The sequence below is a fragment of the Oceanimonas sp. CAM02 genome, assembly GCF_032842915.1.
In the GTDB taxonomy this organism is placed as follows: Bacteria; Pseudomonadota; Gammaproteobacteria; order Enterobacterales; family Aeromonadaceae; genus Oceanimonas; species Oceanimonas smirnovii.
In genome coordinates this window covers 366,102-383,000 of the sequence record NZ_JAWJBK010000029.1, presented here as the reverse complement: position 1 = coordinate 383,000, position 16,899 = coordinate 366,102, and the positions used below count along the sequence as shown (strand labels likewise).

General features: G+C 55.6%; 18 protein-coding genes. 14 read left to right on the top strand and 4 right to left on the bottom strand.

The genetic code is table 11. The features are described from left to right. Positions 1-76: 76 nt before the first annotated feature. Positions 77-1,210: a DNA cytosine methyltransferase gene (locus R0I78_RS11060; protein ID WP_317075343.1), complete on the top strand. Its 1,134-nt coding sequence runs from the start codon at positions 77-79 to the stop codon at positions 1,208-1,210. Here the strand turns inward: R0I78_RS11060 and R0I78_RS11055 are convergent. Together R0I78_RS11055 and R0I78_RS11050 are read right to left on the bottom strand one after the other, a co-directional pair. Beyond that, a complete protein-coding gene (locus tag R0I78_RS11055) occupies positions 1,196-1,831 on the bottom strand; it encodes a GIY-YIG nuclease family protein (RefSeq protein WP_317075342.1) in 636 nt (211 codons plus the stop codon). The two genes, R0I78_RS11060 and R0I78_RS11055, sit on opposite strands and share 15 nt — an antisense overlap. Beyond that, a complete protein-coding gene (locus R0I78_RS11050) occupies positions 1,815-2,300 on the bottom strand; it encodes a nucleoside deaminase (protein ID WP_317075341.1) in 486 nt (161 codons plus the stop codon). Before R0I78_RS11050 ends, R0I78_RS11055 begins: the two co-directional genes overlap by 17 nt. Positions 2,301-2,444: 144 nt before the next feature. Between R0I78_RS11050 and fabG the strand changes: the two genes are divergently transcribed. Further along, positions 2,445-3,200, top strand: coding sequence for a 3-oxoacyl-ACP reductase FabG (gene fabG, locus R0I78_RS11045; protein WP_317075340.1), 756 nt, complete (start codon positions 2,445-2,447; stop codon positions 3,198-3,200). Between the two features lie 32 nt (positions 3,201-3,232). Here fabG and R0I78_RS11040 read toward each other — a convergent pair whose 3' ends face one another. Together R0I78_RS11040 and miaE are read right to left on the bottom strand one after the other, a co-directional pair. Next, a complete protein-coding gene (locus R0I78_RS11040; RefSeq protein WP_019935602.1) occupies positions 3,233-4,315 on the bottom strand; it encodes a membrane protein in 1,083 nt (360 codons plus the stop codon). A 208-nt stretch (positions 4,316-4,523) separates the two neighbouring features. Then, on the bottom strand, positions 4,524-5,315 hold the full coding sequence (gene miaE / locus R0I78_RS11035; RefSeq protein WP_317075339.1) for a tRNA isopentenyl-2-thiomethyl-A-37 hydroxylase MiaE: 792 nt from the start codon (positions 5,313-5,315) through the stop codon (positions 4,524-4,526). Positions 5,316-5,555: 240 nt separating this feature from the next. Here miaE and rbsD point away from each other — a divergent pair, with 240 nt between their 5' ends. The 12 genes from rbsD (at position 5,556) to R0I78_RS10975 (ending at position 16,847) form a co-directional block, all read left to right on the top strand. Further along, on the top strand, positions 5,556-5,975 hold the full coding sequence (rbsD, locus tag R0I78_RS11030; protein ID WP_317075338.1) for a D-ribose pyranase: 420 nt from the start codon (positions 5,556-5,558) through the stop codon (positions 5,973-5,975). A gap of 8 nt (positions 5,976-5,983) precedes the next feature. After that, on the top strand, positions 5,984-7,486 hold the full coding sequence (gene rbsA / locus R0I78_RS11025; protein ID WP_019935599.1) for a ribose ABC transporter ATP-binding protein RbsA: 1,503 nt from the start codon (positions 5,984-5,986) through the stop codon (positions 7,484-7,486). Beyond that, positions 7,483-8,448: a ribose ABC transporter permease gene (rbsC, locus tag R0I78_RS11020; protein WP_019935598.1), complete on the top strand. Its 966-nt coding sequence runs from the start codon at positions 7,483-7,485 to the stop codon at positions 8,446-8,448. The genes rbsA and rbsC overlap by 4 nt, the downstream gene beginning before the upstream one ends. Positions 8,449-8,474: 26 nt before the next feature. Then, positions 8,475-9,356: a ribose ABC transporter substrate-binding protein RbsB gene (gene rbsB / locus R0I78_RS11015; RefSeq protein WP_019935597.1), complete on the top strand. Its 882-nt coding sequence runs from the start codon at positions 8,475-8,477 to the stop codon at positions 9,354-9,356. Positions 9,357-9,369: 13 nt separating this feature from the next. Continuing rightward, entirely contained in the window at positions 9,370-10,281 is a 912-nt protein-coding gene (gene rbsK, locus R0I78_RS11010; protein WP_317075370.1) for a ribokinase, read from the top strand. A 3-nt stretch (positions 10,282-10,284) separates the two neighbouring features. Then, complete coding sequence (locus R0I78_RS11005; protein ID WP_317075337.1) at positions 10,285-11,289, top strand: substrate-binding domain-containing protein; 1,005 nt, start codon at positions 10,285-10,287, stop codon at positions 11,287-11,289. Positions 11,290-11,335: 46 nt separating this feature from the next. Next, the gene (locus R0I78_RS11000) at positions 11,336-12,211 is read left to right on the top strand and encodes a DMT family transporter (RefSeq protein WP_317075336.1); all 876 of its coding nucleotides are present in this window, start codon (positions 11,336-11,338) and stop codon (positions 12,209-12,211) included. A gap of 16 nt (positions 12,212-12,227) precedes the next feature. Beyond that, positions 12,228-13,142, top strand: a complete 915-nt coding sequence (locus R0I78_RS10995) for a LysR family transcriptional regulator (protein WP_317075335.1) — start codon at positions 12,228-12,230, stop codon at positions 13,140-13,142. 116 nt (positions 13,143-13,258) lie between these two features. Continuing rightward, positions 13,259-14,290 (top strand): TRAP transporter substrate-binding protein DctP, encoded by a 1,032-nt coding sequence (gene dctP / locus R0I78_RS10990; protein WP_317075334.1) that lies wholly within the window; start codon positions 13,259-13,261, stop codon positions 14,288-14,290. Between the two features lie 78 nt (positions 14,291-14,368). Beyond that, the gene (locus tag R0I78_RS10985) at positions 14,369-14,818 is read left to right on the top strand and encodes a TRAP transporter small permease (RefSeq protein WP_228211848.1); all 450 of its coding nucleotides are present in this window, start codon (positions 14,369-14,371) and stop codon (positions 14,816-14,818) included. Further along, positions 14,815-16,101 (top strand): TRAP transporter large permease, encoded by a 1,287-nt coding sequence (locus tag R0I78_RS10980; protein WP_317075333.1) that lies wholly within the window; start codon positions 14,815-14,817, stop codon positions 16,099-16,101. Before R0I78_RS10985 ends, R0I78_RS10980 begins: the two co-directional genes overlap by 4 nt. Further along, positions 16,098-16,847, top strand: coding sequence for a M15 family metallopeptidase (locus tag R0I78_RS10975; protein WP_317075332.1), 750 nt, complete (start codon positions 16,098-16,100; stop codon positions 16,845-16,847). Before R0I78_RS10980 ends, R0I78_RS10975 begins: the two co-directional genes overlap by 4 nt. Positions 16,848-16,899: the final 52 nt, after the last annotated feature.

Genomic DNA, 16,899 nt, shown 5'->3' with positions numbered 1-16,899 from the left:
GGTAACATGACAGCCTGTATACAGCTGCTACAATACTGTATGAATAAACAGCTTAAGACTTTCTTCAGGCAAGACCATGACACACTGCACTCCTCAACTTAACCTGATACTCGATACTCTTGAAGCTGATGCTTCATTGGGCTCGTCTGGTATGTTCAGGTGTGCGGATTTTTTTGCCGGCAGTGGCCTTGCCACAGCAGCACTGAGCCACTTTTTTGAGACCGTTTGGGCTAATGATATCTGCCCCAGAAAGCAGGCGGTGTTTTCCAGTAACCATGCCCACAAACCTTTTCTGCTTGGCTCCATTGAGCATGTTCATGGTAACAGCATTCCTCAGCATGATTTGTCCTGGGCAAGCTTTCCGTGCCAGGACTTATCTCTTGCAGGAAATATGAGTGGCATTCGAAGCGCGCGCAGCGGCATGGTCTGGGAATGGCTGCGGGTATTGGATGAAACCAGAGTAAAGCCAGCCATTGTAGTTGCCGAAAATGTTAAAGGTCTGCTGTCGTCCCGGGGAGGAGAAAACTATCTGTTTCTTCATGAGGCGCTTAAAGAAAGGGGCTATGCAGTAGGTGCTGTATTGCTTGATGCTGTGCACTGGCTGCCACAATCAAGACCAAGGATCTTTGTTATAGGTGTGCGTAATCATATTAATTTACGGGCATTCACCACCAATGGGCCCGGCTGGGCACAGCCGAACGTAGTGCAGTCGGTGGCAAAAAAAGCAGCAGACTGGCAATGGTGGAAACTTCCGCAGCCAACAGCACGAACGCTGACTCTGGAAGACGTTATCGATATGCACCATCCCTTTGATGATGAAAAAACAGTACGGCATCACCTTTCGCTGATCCCCGACAAACACTGGAAAAAAATCAACGAAGCGATAAAACAGGGCAAGTATATATTCCCCGGTTATAAAAGAACACGTGCCGGCAGACAGGTGCTTGAAGTCAGAACCGATGGCATTGCCGGCTGCCTGCGCACAGCATCCGGTGGCAGCAGCAGGCAACAGCTTCTTATCTATAAAAACGGCACTTTTGGTACCCGCCTGCTCACCATTAGTGAAGCTGCCAGACTGATGGGTGCCCCGAGTGGCTACCAGATCCCGGGCTCATACAATCAGGGCTACCAGGCCATGGGAGATGCTATTGCAGTGCCTGCCGTCAGCTATCTGGCAAAACACTTGTTGCATCCCTTACTTGCTCAATAAGTTATCGATATAAAGCTCAGTTTCTCCCGAGTCTTTCATAAAGTTCTCATAATACTTACGCATTCTTGATATGTGGACTCGCAGCATTCTTCTCTGCTCCGAGTTATTCTTGACCTCGAGAATATGGGAGAACAGATTACTGAAATGCTCAAGCTGACGGGGCAAGCGCCTCAAGGGATCGAGCCGGTATAACCTTTCCTGCTCATCCATAATGGATATTTTCTGAGCCGGCGCTGCTACCACTCCCGCATGCACGAGTTCGGCTGGTATCTTGCCGTTCACCAGCGGGCTTTTACGGTTGTAATGGTTAATAATTTCAGACTCCAGCACCTCGATATTATTACCCTCACGCTTCAGCGGCCAGGCCCACACTTGTGATATTTCCCATATATCCAGCTGCCTGTTGGCAATCACATCACTTCTGGCGCTGGTAAGGTGTCTTCTTACTCGCGTTCTGATGCCATCTTTGGATAAACCAATGTAGATAGGCACCTGATCGAGATCGCACAGCGCGTACACCCCGGTTTCATCCGTCAGCTCCTTTAGCGCACTGTCTCTTCTTTTTTGAATGTTCATGTTATTGCTTTCATCACCAAGGCTGATATTAATACTCAATTCCAAAATACTGCCGGTGCAGCTCGCGGATTTGTTCGGCCAGCTCGGGTACCGGACCGGCCACGGGAATGTCGGGGGCCACGTCGTTAATGGTCAGCGCCTTTACCGGTGAGGCACCCTGGCCCCATTGCTCGCACCAGGCTGCAAACTGGCCGGCGGAGCTGGCAAATACAATGCGCCCAAGGCCTGCCCAGGCATGAGCGGCGGAGCACATGGGGCAGTGCTCCCCTGAGGTATAAAGCGTAACGCGGGCTCGTTCGGTTTCGTTCAGGTTTTCCGCAGCCCAGCGGGCCAGCGCAATTTCGGGGTGCCAGGTGGGCTCACAGGTATGAATGCGATTGCGGTCTTCCGCCAGTACTTTCCCCTCGGCGGATACCAGCACAGAGCCAAAGGCCATATCACCTTCACTCAGGGCCTCTTTGGCCAGCTCCACACAACGACGCAAATGGCGCAGATCCTGCTCGAATATAGTCATGCTTACCTCCTCGCAGTAATTTATGAGTCTGCTATTCAAGGTACTGAAGAAAACAAATATTTAAAAGCCGATCAGCCTCACTCCTTTTATTTTCGGTTTATGCTTGCATGATTGCTTATATTTAAGACAAAACAAGGAGAGCAAATGTTTGATTTAACCGGACAGGTCGCCCTGGTCACGGGCGGTGCCAAGGGCATTGGCAAGGGCATTGCGCGGGTGCTGGCCAACGCCGGTGCCACCGTGATTATCGCCGATATTGATGAGGCCGCCGGCAAGAGCAGCGCCAAGGAGCTGGGAGCGCATTATTTTTATCTGGATGTATCCAACCAGGAAAGCTGCAAACAGGTTGTTGCTGCGGTTAAGCGGGACTTTGGGCAACTTGATATTCTGTGCTCCAACACCGGGATCTTTCCTCAGTGCAACCTGGCCACCATGACAGAGCAGCACTGGGATGAAATGCACAATATCAACCTCAAGGGTACTTTCTTTATGGTGCAGGCAGCACTGGAGGTGATGCGTACCCGGGGCTACGGCCGCATTGTGATCACCTCTTCCATTACCGGACCGGTAACCGGCTTTCCCGGCTGGAGTCATTATGCCGCCAGCAAGGCCGGCCAGCTGGGTTTTATGCGCAGCGCGGCGCTGGAGTGTGCCCGTGACGGTATTACCATCAATGCTGTGATGCCCGGTAATATTCTCACCGAAGGACTGCAGGCCCAGGGTGAGGATTACTTAGCGCAAATGAGGGCGGCCATTCCCACTCATACTCTGGGCACGCCTGACGACATTGGACATGCCGCCTGTTTTCTGGCATCAAGAGAAGCTCGGTATATTACCGGTCAAACCCTGATTGTGGATGGTGGACAGATACTCCCCGAGTCACCGGAAGCAATACAATAAAAAGGCCCGGTAAAACCGGGCCTTTTATCTGCTTATTGGGTGTCGGAGACCGGCTGCAATATTTTGTCACCGGCACGCTTCAGTCGCAGTGGCGCATAGATGAGTGCGCCCACCAGAAAGAGGCCAAGATAGCCGATTAGCGGATAGAAAAACGCCACCAGCTGAGTAAAGCCGGCAAAACTGGCCACAAAGCCCACCACCATGGTTACCATGCTGAAACGGTTTGCCGCCGGCGTACGCATTTCTACAAAACGGGCAACAAAGGCATAGAACATGCTAGCACCCGTACTGAAAATCATGCCAAACAGCACAAAGGCCATGGCCTTGGCCAGCCAGGGTGAAATGCCGTCTATGATTTTGAGCAGCGGTAACGGATAGCCTGCCACCACATCAATTTGCGAGAACATGGCCAAATGGCTGATCATGATCATCACGCCCACACCGGCTCCCCCCAGCAGACCGCCCCAGCGGGCGATACGGGCATTGGGCTCGGCACCGCCCATAACCAGTGACATGGCTGCACCCACGGCAATATTGAACGACACATAGTTCACCGCCGACACCAGCCAGTGCGGCAGAGTCGACTCAATACCTTCGGCAATGGGGGCCAGCTCTTCAAAGCTGCGCTCCATGGTAAACAGGCTGTAAATACAGATAAGGATCAGCGCCAGCACCAAAAACGGCGTAATGCTGCCAATCAGCCCCACTACCCGTTTTACATTCAGCATCAGGGTAGCCCCCATCATCAGTGTCATCAGCACACTGCCCACCACAGGTGACAAGCCAAATTGCTGATTGAGTGTGGAGCCGGCACCAGCAATCATGACCACACCCACTCCAAACAGGGTAAAGATGATAACGCCATCCACAATCACGCCCAGATAGCGGCCACTAATCTGATATACCACGGTTTTATGAGAGCGGGTTTGAGTGCGGCTGCCCAGCCAGGTGAGCATCATGCCAAGATAGGCAAACAGAGCAGTGGCTACCACGGCCGCGGCTGTTCCCAGGTAACCGAAGCTGGTGAAGTACTGCAGCACTTCCTGCCCGGAAGCAAACCCTGCTCCCACAATGATGCCAATAAATGCACTGGCGATTTTGATGATATTCCACATGATCGTCTGCCTGTCCCTTCTTTAACCAAAATACAACAACACTAATGGGCAAAAGAGTAAAACATGATTTCGCCGCACAGCAAAGCGGGCGACCTTATCAGAAGACATCTGCCAACAGTATTAAACCTTGGTCGGATACAAGGCGTTATTCAGGTACTGGTTTGCCGGCATGATTCAGAGTGTGCAGACGATAGTCTTTAACATTCGATCAGCGGCCGCCCTGTGCGCTTGAACCTGGCACACCACTGTGAAAACGAAACAGGGGATCAGGCGATTGAATCAGCGCCGCTTCCTGCTCGCCAAAAAAGGCGATTCGATCCGCTATGCATGCTCCGGCATAGTCCCGGGCCAGTGTGAGATAGTCCTGATAGTGGCGAGCTTCAGAGCGCAGCAATGACACATAAAAGCGGCTCAGCTCTTCATCCAGAAAAGGTGCCAGCCGGGCAAAACGCTCACAGGAGCGCGCTTCTATATAAGCGCCTATGATCAGGCGGTCTACAATCGCTGCCGGCTCAAAGGTTCGCACATGCGCCAGCATACCCCTGGCATAGCGAGACGCTGACAGCGTACTGTAAGGCACATGACGAGACTCCATTATCTCCAGTACCTGCTCAAAATGGTGTAGTTCTTCCTGAATTAACCGCACCATTTTTACCAGCAGGTCGTTTTTGGCCAGCTCGTCAAACACCCGGCGGTTATCCGCTGTTTGAGTTTGTTTGCCCAGCACCTCTCCCTTTTCCGGCAGCGCATCCAGTGACTTATAAAAATCCAGGTTAGGCAATAACTTGCGCTGCTCCCTGGGCAGACAATAGCGTCTCACCAGGCTGTGGGCACTCATGGCCGCTTTCATTTCACAGTTGGCATGATCCACCAGCAACACCGGTAACCGTTCCGGCTTTCGGGCTTCATCCAGCCAGGCTTTGGGGGTGGCGCAATGCAGAAAGTCATCAATGGGGGCCAGTAACTGGCTGTATTCGGCATTAACTGATCTGGCGTTCACTATGTTACCTGTTAAGTGCAATACACGGCGGCCCGCAGTGTACCAATTCACTTTTCTCAAGGCAGCCCGATACCGGATTTTTTAGTCTTCCGGCACAGCCAAAAAAAATTTGATATTGATCACAGTTTTTAGCGAAACATGATTTTTCGCCTAACATTATTTTGGGTTTTACCTAAAATTCAGCCATCGAATCGTTTGCGTAACCGATTCGCCGAATAATTTCCCAGAAAAGGCCCAGTCGTGAAAAAGACCACTCTGCTGAATAGTCAGCTCTCTGCCCTGGTGGCCAGCCTTGGCCATACCGATGAAGTAACGCTGGGCGATGCCGGCCTGCCGGTGCCTGCCGATGTGCCACGCATTGATCTGGCTATCTGCCCCGGCCTGCCGGGTATTGAAGACACTCTGACGGCCCTGCTCACCGAGCTGCAGCTGGAAGCCGTGGTGCTGGCCACAGAAATAAAATCCGTCAGCCCCGGGTTGCATCAGCGTCTGTTAGCTCACATTGCCACCGCCGCCTCTGCGCAGGGTCGCGATATTACTGTGAGCTACATCAGCCATACTGAATTCAAGCAGCGCACCGGCCATAGCCGGGCAGTGGTTCGCACCGGCGAGTGCACTCCCTACGCTAACCTTATTTTGTGCGCCGGTGTCCCCTTCTGAGGAAAATTATGAATCCGATATTGTCCCTTTCCGGCATTGATAAAGCCTTTCCCGGCGTCAAGGCACTGGATCAGGCCGGTTTAAATGTTTATTCCGGTCAGGTCATGGCGCTGATGGGAGAAAACGGCGCCGGCAAGTCCACTCTGATGAAAGTGCTGACCGGTATTTATCAGGCCGACGCCGGCACCATTGAATACCGGGGCCAGCACTGTCATTTCAAGGGGCCTCGTGAGTCTCAGGAAGCAGGCATCGGCATTATTCATCAGGAGCTGAACCTGCTGCCTCACCTCACCATTGCCGAAAATATCTTTCTGGGGCGCGAGCCCACAGCAGCGCTGGGTCGAATTAACTGGCGCAAACTGTATGCCGATGCTCAGGCCCTGCTGGACCGGCTGCAAATAAAACACTCCCCCAAAACCCGGGTTGGCGATCTGAGCATCGGAGCCCAGCAAATGGTGGAAATTGCCAAAGCACTGTCGTTTAACGCCGATGTCATCATTATGGACGAGCCAACTGACGCTCTCACCGACACGGAAACCCGCGCTCTGTTTCGAGTGATTGAAGAGCTGCGTCAGGATGGCTGTGGCATTGTTTACATCTCTCACCGGCTGGCTGAAATCTTTGAAATCTGCGATCGCATTACCGTGCTGCGTGACGGCAAATGGATTGGTGAAAAAGCGGTGGCCGAAATCGATGAAGATACCTTGATTGAAATGATGGTGGGCCGCCGCCTTGACGAGCAATATCCGCGTCTGGTGCAGCCGGCCGGCAAGGAAGTACTGCGAGTGGAAAAACTCAGCGGCCCCGGCGTCAGTGACGTGAGTTTTACGCTGCATGAAGGTGAAATTGTCGGCTTTTCCGGCCTGATGGGTGCCGGCCGTACCGAGCTTGCCCGCATTCTTTATGGTGCCGTGCCCCGCACCGGCGGCCGGACCCAACTGGCCGGCCAGCCCTATCGGGCCGGCACGCCCCATCAGGGCCTGAATGCCGGTATTGCCTATATTTCCGAAGACCGCAAGGGCGATGGCCTGGTGCTGGGTTTGTCGGTACTGGCCAATATGAGCCTGTCGGCACTGGGAGAGTTCAGTAAAGGACCACAGCTGCTGCACGGAGCCGAGCGCGAGGCAGTAGACGAGTTTATCGGTCTGTTCAATATCAAAACACCGGGCCGGGAGCAGCTGATTGGTCACCTTTCCGGAGGTAACCAGCAAAAAGTAGCCATTGCCAAGGGGCTGATGACCCATCCCCGCGTACTGATCCTGGACGAACCCACCCGCGGCGTAGACGTGGGTGCCAAAAAAGAGATCTATCAGCTGATTAACCGCTTCAAACAGCAGGGCATGGCCATTTTGCTGCTGTCGTCGGACATGCCGGAAGTACTGGGCATCAGCGACCGTATTCTGGTGATGCACGAAGGTCGGGTCACCGGTGAATTCAAGGCCGCCGAGGCCACTCAGGAACAACTGCTGGCCGCCGCCGTGGGCCAGACGCAACAAGAGGAAAAGGCATGAACTCCACTCTCAACCCCGGCCGTCGCTGGTTCAGCAAGGAATGGCTGATTGCCCAGAAGTCGCTGATTGCCCTGATCCTGCTGATTGGGGTGGTGTCACTGATCAATCCGCATTTTTTCACCCTGGACAATATGCTTAATATTTTGCGCCAGACCTCGGTAAACGCCATTATTGCCGTGGGCATGACCCTGGTCATTCTGACCGCCGGCATCGATCTCAGTGTGGGCTCGGTGCTGGCCCTGTGCGGTGCATTTGCTGCCAGTATGGTGGCCATGGAACTGCCTGTTTTTGTGACGCTGCCGGCCGTGCTGCTGGCAGGTTTTGCCCTGGGGGGCGTAAGTGGTGTCATTGTTGCCAAGGGCCGGGTTCAGGCTTTTATTGCTACCCTGGTCACCATGACCCTGTTGCGCGGCATAACCATGGTGTATACCGACGGCCGCCCCATTTCCACCGGCTTCACTGATGCCGGCGATCTCTTTGCCTGGTTTGGCACCGGTTATGTATTTGGTATTCCGGTGCCGGTATGGCTGATGGCCATCACGTTTCTGGGTGCCTGGTACCTGCTTAATCACACCCGCTTTGGTCGCTATATTTATGCCGTAGGCGGTAATGAAGCGGCAGCCCGGCTGTCGGGCATTAATGTGGACAGAGTCAAAATGGGGGTTTATGCCATCTGCGGCATGCTGTCGGCGCTGGCTGCCATTATCGTCACCAGCCGGCTGTCATCGGCTCAGCCTACTGCCGGCACCTCCTATGAGCTGGACGCCATTGCTGCCGTGGTGCTGGGCGGCACCAGTCTGGCCGGTGGCCGGGGTGCCATTATGGGCACCCTGATTGGTGCACTCATTATCGGTTTTCTTAACAATGCGCTGAACCTGCTTGATGTCTCCTCCTACTATCAGATGATCGCCAAGGCATCGGTGATCCTGCTGGCGGTACTGGTCGACACCAAAAACAAGTAACTCACACACTGAAAAGGAACGTCATCATGAAAAAACTGACCACACTGCTGTCCGCCGCCCTGGTAAGCGCCACCATGACCGCCGGTGCCTATGCTCAGGATACGCTTGCACTGGTGATCTCCACTCTTAATAATCCCTTTTTTGTGACCATGAAGGAAGGCGCGGAAAAGAAGGCAGCCGAGCTGGGTTATAACCTGATTGTGCTCGACTCCCAGAACGATCCGGCCAAAGAGCTGGCCAATGTGGAAGATCTCAATGTGCGCGGTGCCAAAGTGCTGCTGATCAACCCCACCGACTCCGATGCCGTGGCCAACGCCATTCGTCTGGCCAACCGCGCCAGCCTGCCGGTGCTGACGCTGGACCGCGCCGCCAACCGGGGGGATGTGGTCTCTCACATTGCTTCCGACAACGTGGCCGGCGGCAAAATGGCCGGTGACTTTATTGCCGGGCAAATCGGCGATAGCGCCAGAATCATTCAGCTGGAAGGCATTGCCGGCACCAGTGCCGCCCGGGAACGCGGGGCTGGCTTTGCTCAGGCCGTCAGCGAGCACAACTTTCAGCTGCTGGCCAGCCAGCCTGCCGACTTTGACCGCACCAAAGGTCTGAACGTGATGGAAAACCTGCTGACCGGTAACCCGAATGTACAGGCGGTATTCGCCCAGAATGACGAAATGGCGTTGGGTGCTCTGCGTGCGCTGCAGGCCGCCAACAAGCAAGACGTGCTGATTGTAGGCTTTGACGGCACCGAAGACGGCATCAAGGCCGTGCAGGGCGGCCGGCTGGCAGCGACCATTGCTCAGCAGCCTGGTGAAATTGGTGCCATTGCAATTGAAACCGCCGACAAAATTCTGAAAGGCGATACCGTGGCCGACCATATTCCGGTGCCACTGCAGGTGATCAGCAAGTAATTCAGGAACTGATATCATGACGTTAACCGTAACCGGCAGTATTAATATCGATCATGTGATCCGCCTGCCCGAGTTTCCCCGCCCCGGGGAAACGCTCACCGGCAGTGACTATCGCATTGTGCCCGGCGGCAAAGGAGCCAACCAGGCGGTTGCTGCCGCCAGAGCGGGTGCCCGCACCCGGCTGGTGGCCTGTGTGGGCGAGGATGCCCTCGCTGCCAGCCTGATACAGGGCTTTGCTGAGGATGGCATAGACATAACGGCCATAGATACTATAACGGGTGTCAACACAGGCGTTGCCCTTATTCAGGTTAACAACAATGGTGAAAATACCATTGCCCTGGCTCCCGGTGCCAATGCCGGACTGACTCCGGCACAGCTGCAACGCCACAGCAGCGCCCTGCACTGCCGGCAACTATTGTTGCAGCTGGAAATTCCGCTGGAAACCAATCTGGCCGCAGCCAAAACCGCCCGCGACCAGGGTGCGCAGGTGATTCTTAACCCTGCCCCCGCTCAGGCACTGCCTGACGAGCTGCTGAACCTGGTAGACATCATTACCCCCAACGAAACCGAAGCCGAGCGCCTCACCGGTATAGCGGTCAGAGACGAGGCAGGTGCCGGGGCCGCCGCCAGGGCGCTGCACGACCGGGGCATTGCCACCGTGATGATTACGCTGGGGGCCCGCGGCGTCTGGCTGAGTGAGCTGGGCCATGGCCGGCGCATTCCCGGTTTTGCCGTCAAGGCTGTGGATACCACTGCCGCCGGCGATACCTTTAATGGTGCCCTGATGGCCGCGCTGCAGCAGCGGCTGCCGCTGTCCGAGGCAGTTCGCTTTGCCCAGGCCGCCGCGGCCATTTCCGTTACCCGCCCCGGCGCTCAGACCTCCATTCCTTACAAGGCCGACATCGACGCCATGCTGGAGCAGTAATTAATGGCCACCATCAAGGACGTGGCCAAACGGGCACAGGTGTCTACTTCCACTGTCAGCCACGTGCTGAATAAAACCCGTTTTGTCAGTACAGAAGTCACGCAGCGGGTGCAGCAGGCCATTCATGAGCTGCACTATACGCCTTCGGCACTGGCGCGCAGTCTTAAAGTCAATCATACCCGCACACTGGGCATGCTGGTCACGTCCAGCACCAACCCGTTTTTCGCCGAAGTGGTACAGGGTGTGGAGCAGCGCTGCTATGAGCTGGGCTACAGTCTGGTGCTGTGCAACACTGGCGGTGATGTCAGCCGCCTGCAGGCCGGCCTCGATATGCTGCAGCAAAAACGGGTAGACGGCATAATAGTGATGTGTACTCAGGCAAGCCCGGATGAGAGCGCCTTTGAACATCGCGCCGGCATGCCCATGGTGATGGCAGACTGGGGGCCGGCACAACTGAATGCCGACTTAATCAAAGACTCGGGTCACGAAGGCGGCCGGCTGGCTACCGAACACTTGCTGGCACTGGGCCATCGCCACATTGGCTGCATCACTGGCCCGTCCGGTCAGCGTGCCAGTGATGAACGACTGGCCGGCTTTTATGCCGCCATGGCCGCAGCCGGCCTGGCTGTTAACCCCGACTGGGTTCAGCAGGGTGGTTTTGAGCTGGAAGGCGGTGAGCAGGCCATGGGACGTATTCTGCAGCAAGCCAACCGCCCCAGCGCCATTTTTGCCTGCAACGACATGATGGCTGCCGGTGCCCTGCGGGCGCTGGCCGATGCCGGTATCAGGGTGCCGGAACACATGTCGGTGATCGGTTATGACAATATTGAACTGGCCGGCTTTCTGGTACCCCGGCTCAGCAGCATAGAGCAGCCCAAAGCTGCCCTTGGTGCACTGGCGGTAGATACACTGCTGGAACGCATTCATCATCCCGAGGTGCCCAGACGGGTACTACCCTTGGCACCAGCTCTGGTTGCACGGGAAAGTACTGCCAGACTGGCCATTTAATCCCCGTAGCGTTAGCCTCTGGGTTTTGCCGTTAAACTGGTGAACAATGGACGCACGACAGAAAGGATTTTTGCTCACCGCCCTTGGCGTGTTAATTATCTCTCCCGATGCCCTGCTGCTGCGGCTGATTGATATACCGCCGGAGCAGCTGGTGTTGTGGCGGGGGCTGCTGAATATCATCGGCTTCTGGCTGATTGTAGTGGCACGCTACCGCCGCCACTGGTTTCGCGCCTATCTGGCCTGTGGCAAGACCGGCCTGGGCTGCGCCTTGCTGTTTACCTTCAGTACCCTGGGCTTTGTGCTGGGCAATCATTTTACCAAGGCCGGCAATGTGCTGGTGATCCTGGCCAGCTCACCGCTGATTGCTGCCCTGCTGAGCCGGGTATTTTTAGGTGAACGACTGCCGCTGCACACCTGGCTGGCCATTATCGCCTGCCTGTTTGGCATCAGTCTGATTGTGCTGGACGATGCCGGATCCGGCTCCACCACCGGCAACCTGCTGGCACTGATGGCTGCCGTCGGGCTGGCCGGCAACCTGACCCTGGCCCGCAGCAAACCCGGCACAGACATGAGTCCCATGCTGGCGCTAAGCGGCCTGTTCACCTTTTTACTGACCTTTGCCTGGAGCGGCCGGGTCATGCTGCCCGGAGCCGTTGACATGGGCTGGCTGATATTACTGTGCCTGATATTACTGCCCATTGGCTTTACGCTGATACAACGCGGGCCGCTCTATCTGCCCTCGGCGGAAGTGAGCCTGCTGATGCTGCTGGAAACCGTGCTCGGCACCCTGCTGGTGTGGTTGTTCTTAAGCGAGCGGCCAGGCAACCTGGGCTTGCTGGGCGGAGCCATTGTGCTGCTGGCCATGGTCGCCAAAATTATACTGGACCGCCGCTCATTCAATTCCGCCCCCGTGCGGGCCTGATCAAGGATCGTTTTTCATGTGGAAACTCAACCCGCGGGCACTTCGCTATCTCAATGAAGTCGCCAGTCAGGGCTCGCTGCGCAAGGCCGCCGCCAGACTGAACATTGACGTCTCGGCCATCAGCCGGCAACTGCATCAGCTGGAAGAGGAAATAGGCCTGCCGATAGGCTATCGAAGCGGCCAAGGCTTTATGCCAACCGAGGTCGGCGAAGAGTTGATCTCCCTGTATCGTCAGCAAAAAGCGAGTGAAGACGCGACCCTGTCCCGGATCGAAGCATTACAGGATCTGCGTCGTGGTCAGGTCACCCTGGCGGTGGGAGAAGGCTTTATTGCGGATCTTATCTCGGCACCGCTGCAAAGCTTTATGCAGCATTACCCGGATATCGCTATTTCGGTGGAAATGGCCGGGGCCAATGAAGCCGTCAGACTGGTAAAAGAAGATGTTGTTGATCTGGCGGTGGTCTACGCACCTCAGCCGGATCCCGAGCTCGTCTCTCACGTAACCCGAAACCGTCCACTGGACCTGATCACCCCACCAGGACATCCGATTACACGTAAGGGGCGGCCCGACATTCACGACATCCTGAACTATCCGCTGGCGCTGATAGATCAACAGTTTGGCATGGGGCAACTGCCCATGCTGGTTGAACAACTGGAGCACATCCGTTTCAAACCCCAGCTAAAAACCAACTCGGTGTCCGTGCTCAAAAACTTTGTTCTGTCAGGTATGGGGCTGACATTCATGCCCAGGCTCACCGTGCATGAGGAAGTGCTGGCAGGGAAAATTGTCTGTTTACCGGCACCACACCCGGTGCTGGCAGAAGCCAAAGCCCATATCGTCAGCCACAAAGGCCGCGAGCTGACAGTGGCTGGCGAACACCTGCTCCGGCATCTGAGCGAGGGAATGCTGTTCTTCAGCCAGATCAAATAACCACCACCGCTGTTAGTGTTGTCTAAATATCAACACTTTCACTATTGAAAAGTCAACATCTCAACACCTAACCTGAATCTGTACACCAACCTGTATCACGATATGGAGATCATTCAATGGACGTATCCTTTACTCTCTCTCCCCTGCGCAAGGCCATGGTCACCCTTCTGGGTGCCGGCAGCCTGATGATGGCCAGTGCAGCTCAGGCTGCCACTACCATCGATCTGTCTTACAATGGCGCCCCGGATGCAGAAAAAAATGCGGTTCACCTGTTTGCCAGCAACCTGAAACGACTGGTGGAAGAAAAAACCGACGGTGAACTGGAACTCACCCTGTATCCCAACAGCATGCTGGGGGAAGAAGTGCAACGGATGGAACAAGTGATGGCTGCTCCCGGCCTGAACATTGCCTCTTTTGCCGGCATTTCTCCTGTATTCCCGGAAATTTATGCCAGCTCGATTCCCTTTCTGTTCCGCGACTTTGAGCATGCCCGCCGCTTTTTTGACGAAGGCGAATACTGGAAGGCTTCCCAGCAGGAGTTTACCGCCCGCACCGGAACTCACCTGCTGGCAGTGGTAGAAGAGGGTGGTTTCCTCGCATTTACCAACAACAAGCGCCCGATCAAGTCACCGGATGACTTTAACGGTCTGCGCTTCCGTGCCATGGATAAAAGCCAAGTAGCCCTGTATGACGCCTTTGGTGCTTCCGGTACCCCCATTCCCTGGACCGAAGTCTACATGGCACTGAAAACCGGTGTGGCCGATGGTCAGATGAACCCTCCCATGTACATCATTCTTGGCAGCTTGCACGAAGTGCAGCAACACCTGACCCTGGCCAATATTCAGTATTCCGACCAGTTCCTGGTCGCCAATGGCGAGCTGCTTGAGTCGCTGCCCGAGGCTCAGCGCCAGGCACTGGAAGAAGCCGTAGCGGAAGCTAACCAGCTCAACCGCGAGTCAGTCGAGTCTAAAGTAGAAGAGCGCGTTCAGTTCCTGGCCGATAAGGGCATGGAAGTGTACCGCCCAACAGCAGCAGAACTGACGCAGTTCCAGGAAAAGGCCAAGCCTTCCTACATTAGCTGGCTCAAGGAACAAAATATTGAGCAGAAATGGGTAGACCTTGCTCTGGAAGACGCCGGCAAGCTCTGATTTTTTCTTCATCATCCTACCTTTCAGGCGGCCTGACGGCCGCCCTTTTTCGCCATGAGACAAAGACTGATAACCCTGATGAGCCGGCTGGTTGAAGCGGTGGTCGGTACCCTGATCCTGACCAACCTGCTGGTATTGCTTTATGGTGTGGCCGCCCGTTATTTACTGGGCCGTTCGCCCATCTGGATGGACGAGCTGTCACGTTTTCTGATCATCGCCTGTGCCTTGCTGATGGCCGGTGTGCTGCTGGTACGCAATGAACACATGCGGATTGGCCTGCTGGAGCAGCGCCTGCCTGCCACCCTGTCCCGTATCCTCAAGCTGTATCAATGGCTGTTGATCCTGATCATCAGCGCCGGATTTTGCTGGTATTCCTGGCATTACGCCTTCTCGGTCAGCCGCTTTACCACCATGGGACTGGGTATCAGCCGTACCTGGCCTGTGCTCAGCCTGCCCCTGGGCTTTGGCCTGCTGTTTGTGTTTAATCTGTTACGCGGCCCCTTTGGCTGCAAGGAAGCCCGTTCATGACTCTGGCCATGTTTGCCTCTTTCATTGTGCATGTTTTATTGGGACTGCCACTGTTCATTGCCCTGCTGGTCACCGCAGTGATCGGTTTCATGTTTATCGATCCGTCCATGCTGGGACGTATCGTGCCGCAGCAGTTTTTTGGCGGCATCAACGTTTTTTCCCTGATGGCCATTCCGCTGTTTATTCTGGCTGGCAACCTGATGAACAGTGCGGGCCTGACACAACAGCTGATGACCCTTGCCCGGGTCCTGGTAGGACATCTGCGCGGTGGTCTCGGCTATGTCAATGTGGTGTCCAGTGTGTTCTTTGCCGGTGTGAATGGCTCCGCCGTGGCCGATACCTCGGCGCTGGGCTCCTTGCTGGTGCCGGCCATGAAAAAGGAAGGCTACTCCCCTTCCTATGCGGCCGGTCTGACCGCGGGCAGCTCGCTTATCGGCCCCATCATTCCCCCCAGCATTTTCATGATCCTTTATGCCTCACTCACCAATACCTCGGTGGGAGACCTGTTCCTGGCCGGCGTGATTCCCGGTTTGCTGCTGGGCCTGGTGTTTATGGTGATGAACTGGCTGTATGCCCGTAAAGCGCAATTGCCGGTATCTGGCCAGCGTCCTACCATGGGGCTGTTCCTGCAGGCGTTATGGGGTGCTATGCCGGCACTGCTGGCTCCCTTTATCATTGTTGGTGGTATTGTCTTCGGGGTGGTTACTCCCACCGAGTCAGGCGCTCTGACGGTCGCCTATGTGGCGGTTATCGGCCTGTGCAACAAACAGCTGAGCTGGCAACGACTGTGGAGCGCACTGGTAGAAACTGCACGTCTGACCAGCGCCGTTTTTCTGATCATGGCTGCGTCTGCAGTCGTCAGCTGGCTGCTGTCATACGCTCAGGTGCCAAAGGCCTTTATCACACTGTTTGATCCGATTATTGAACAACCGATACTGGTATTACTGCTGCTCAGCCTGATCACTTTTGTCACCGGCATGTTTATGGAAGAAGTGTCCGCGCTGATGTTGCTGACGCCTATTTTCATGCCTGTTGCCATGGCCGCAGGGGTGGATCCGGTGCACCTGGGGATTATTATTACTCTGAACATCACCATTGCCCTGATCACACCACCCATGGGGGCTTGCGTTTTCGTCGCTGCGGCTGTCAGCCGGCTTGAGATTACCGAGCTGTTCAAAACCATCTGGCCCTTTGTTGCCATTGCGCTGCTGGTACTGATACTGCTGATCCTGTTTCCCGGGCTGGTTCTGTGGTTGCCCGGTCTGTTCGGAGGACAAGCATGAACAAGCCTATCCCTCTGCTGAATGATCCCGACTGGAAGCGCGTCTCGGCGCTTCCCATCAACGAAAACAATGAGGCTCTGGTACCCGCCAGCCTGGCTTCAACCGGCCTGCATTGCTATCCGGCCTATTACAAGCTGGGTATTCCCAATGCCGTGCCTGAATGCCATATGCGACGGGGAGTATACCAACGTCTGCTGACGGCATCCCGCAGCCTGCCTGAAGGGCTGACACTGCTGGTACTGGACAGCTGGCGGCCTTACTCGGTGCAGCAATATCTGTACGACACCCTGTATAACGCCATAGAAAACCACTGGCCCGACAAACCGGCGGCGGAACTGGAGCAACTGACCCGGGAATTTGTGTCGTTGCCCAGCACCGACCCCAGTGCCCCCAGCCCCCACCTGACCGGAGGCTCGGTCGATGTCACGCTGGTCGATGAACATGGGCTGATGCTGGATATGGGCACGCAATTTGACGAAGCCACCTCCTGGTCACACACCGCCGCCTTTGAGCAACTGGACACGCCCACCGCCCATGAGCAAAAGGTCATAGCCAACCGCCGGTTGCTTTACCAGGCCATGACCGGTGCCGGATTTACCAATCTGCCCAGCGAGTGGTGGCATTACGACTTTGGCAACCAGCTGTGGGCCTGGTACAGCGGCCAGCCCCAGGCCTGCTACGGCCCGACCCACCCTGAAAGCCTGGAAAGCCGCTGGCGCAAGGAAATAGATCGTCGCCATCAATAAGGCTGGCGACCAGAGTGGCTTTGCCAGCCACTCTGGTAATGAGTAAACTGCC